The 557-nt window shown below is 62.3% G+C and carries 2 protein-coding genes; both read left to right on the top strand.

The features are described 5' to 3' along the window. Positions 1-210, top strand: a 210-nt coding sequence (locus EOC93_RS33680) for a VOC family protein (protein WP_348627623.1), incomplete at its 5' end; no start/stop codon positions are given. Between the two features lie 40 nt (positions 211-250). Continuing rightward, the coding region (locus EOC93_RS33685) for a DUF1801 domain-containing protein (RefSeq protein ID WP_127206764.1) at positions 251-557 on the top strand (307 nt) is incomplete at its 3' end.

A 557-nucleotide genomic window follows, 5' to 3' on the forward strand; every position in this document is an offset into this window, starting at 1 on the left:
GCCGCCAAGGCCTATCAGGAAGCCATCTTCCAGCAGGGCCAGCCCGCGGTCATGTTCTTCACCGACGACGTCAAGGGCGACTACGAGCGCATCAAGGCGAAGGGTGGCGCGTTTATCAAACCGCCGACCGAGGTGACCGGCTCGACCATCGCCCAGTTGAACGACAGCTGCGGCAACCTCGTTCAGATCACCCAACTGGCGCGCTGGTGACAGGCAGCGGTTGAACGCATTGAGGCACAGGAGACACCCAATGACCCCCTCGCAACAGATCGACCAGCTGATCGCCGGCCTCTCGGACTGGCGCGGCGAAATGCTCGCCGGCATCCGCAAGACCATCCTTGCAGCCGACCCGGACATCGTCGAGGAGTGGAAGTGGATGGGCAGCCCGGTATGGTGCCTCGACGGGAACATCGTGGTCGGCAACGCCCACAAGGACAAGGTGAAGCTGACCTTTTCCCATGGCGCCAGCCTGCCGGACCCCGACAATCTGTTCAACAATGGTTTTGGCGGCAAGGTGTGGCGGGCAATCGACATGTTCGAGGGCGACAGGCTCAATG

Source organism: Mesorhizobium sp. M6A.T.Ce.TU.002.03.1.1, assembly GCF_003997275.1.
GTDB classification, from domain to species: Bacteria; Pseudomonadota; Alphaproteobacteria; order Rhizobiales; family Rhizobiaceae; genus Mesorhizobium; species Mesorhizobium mediterraneum.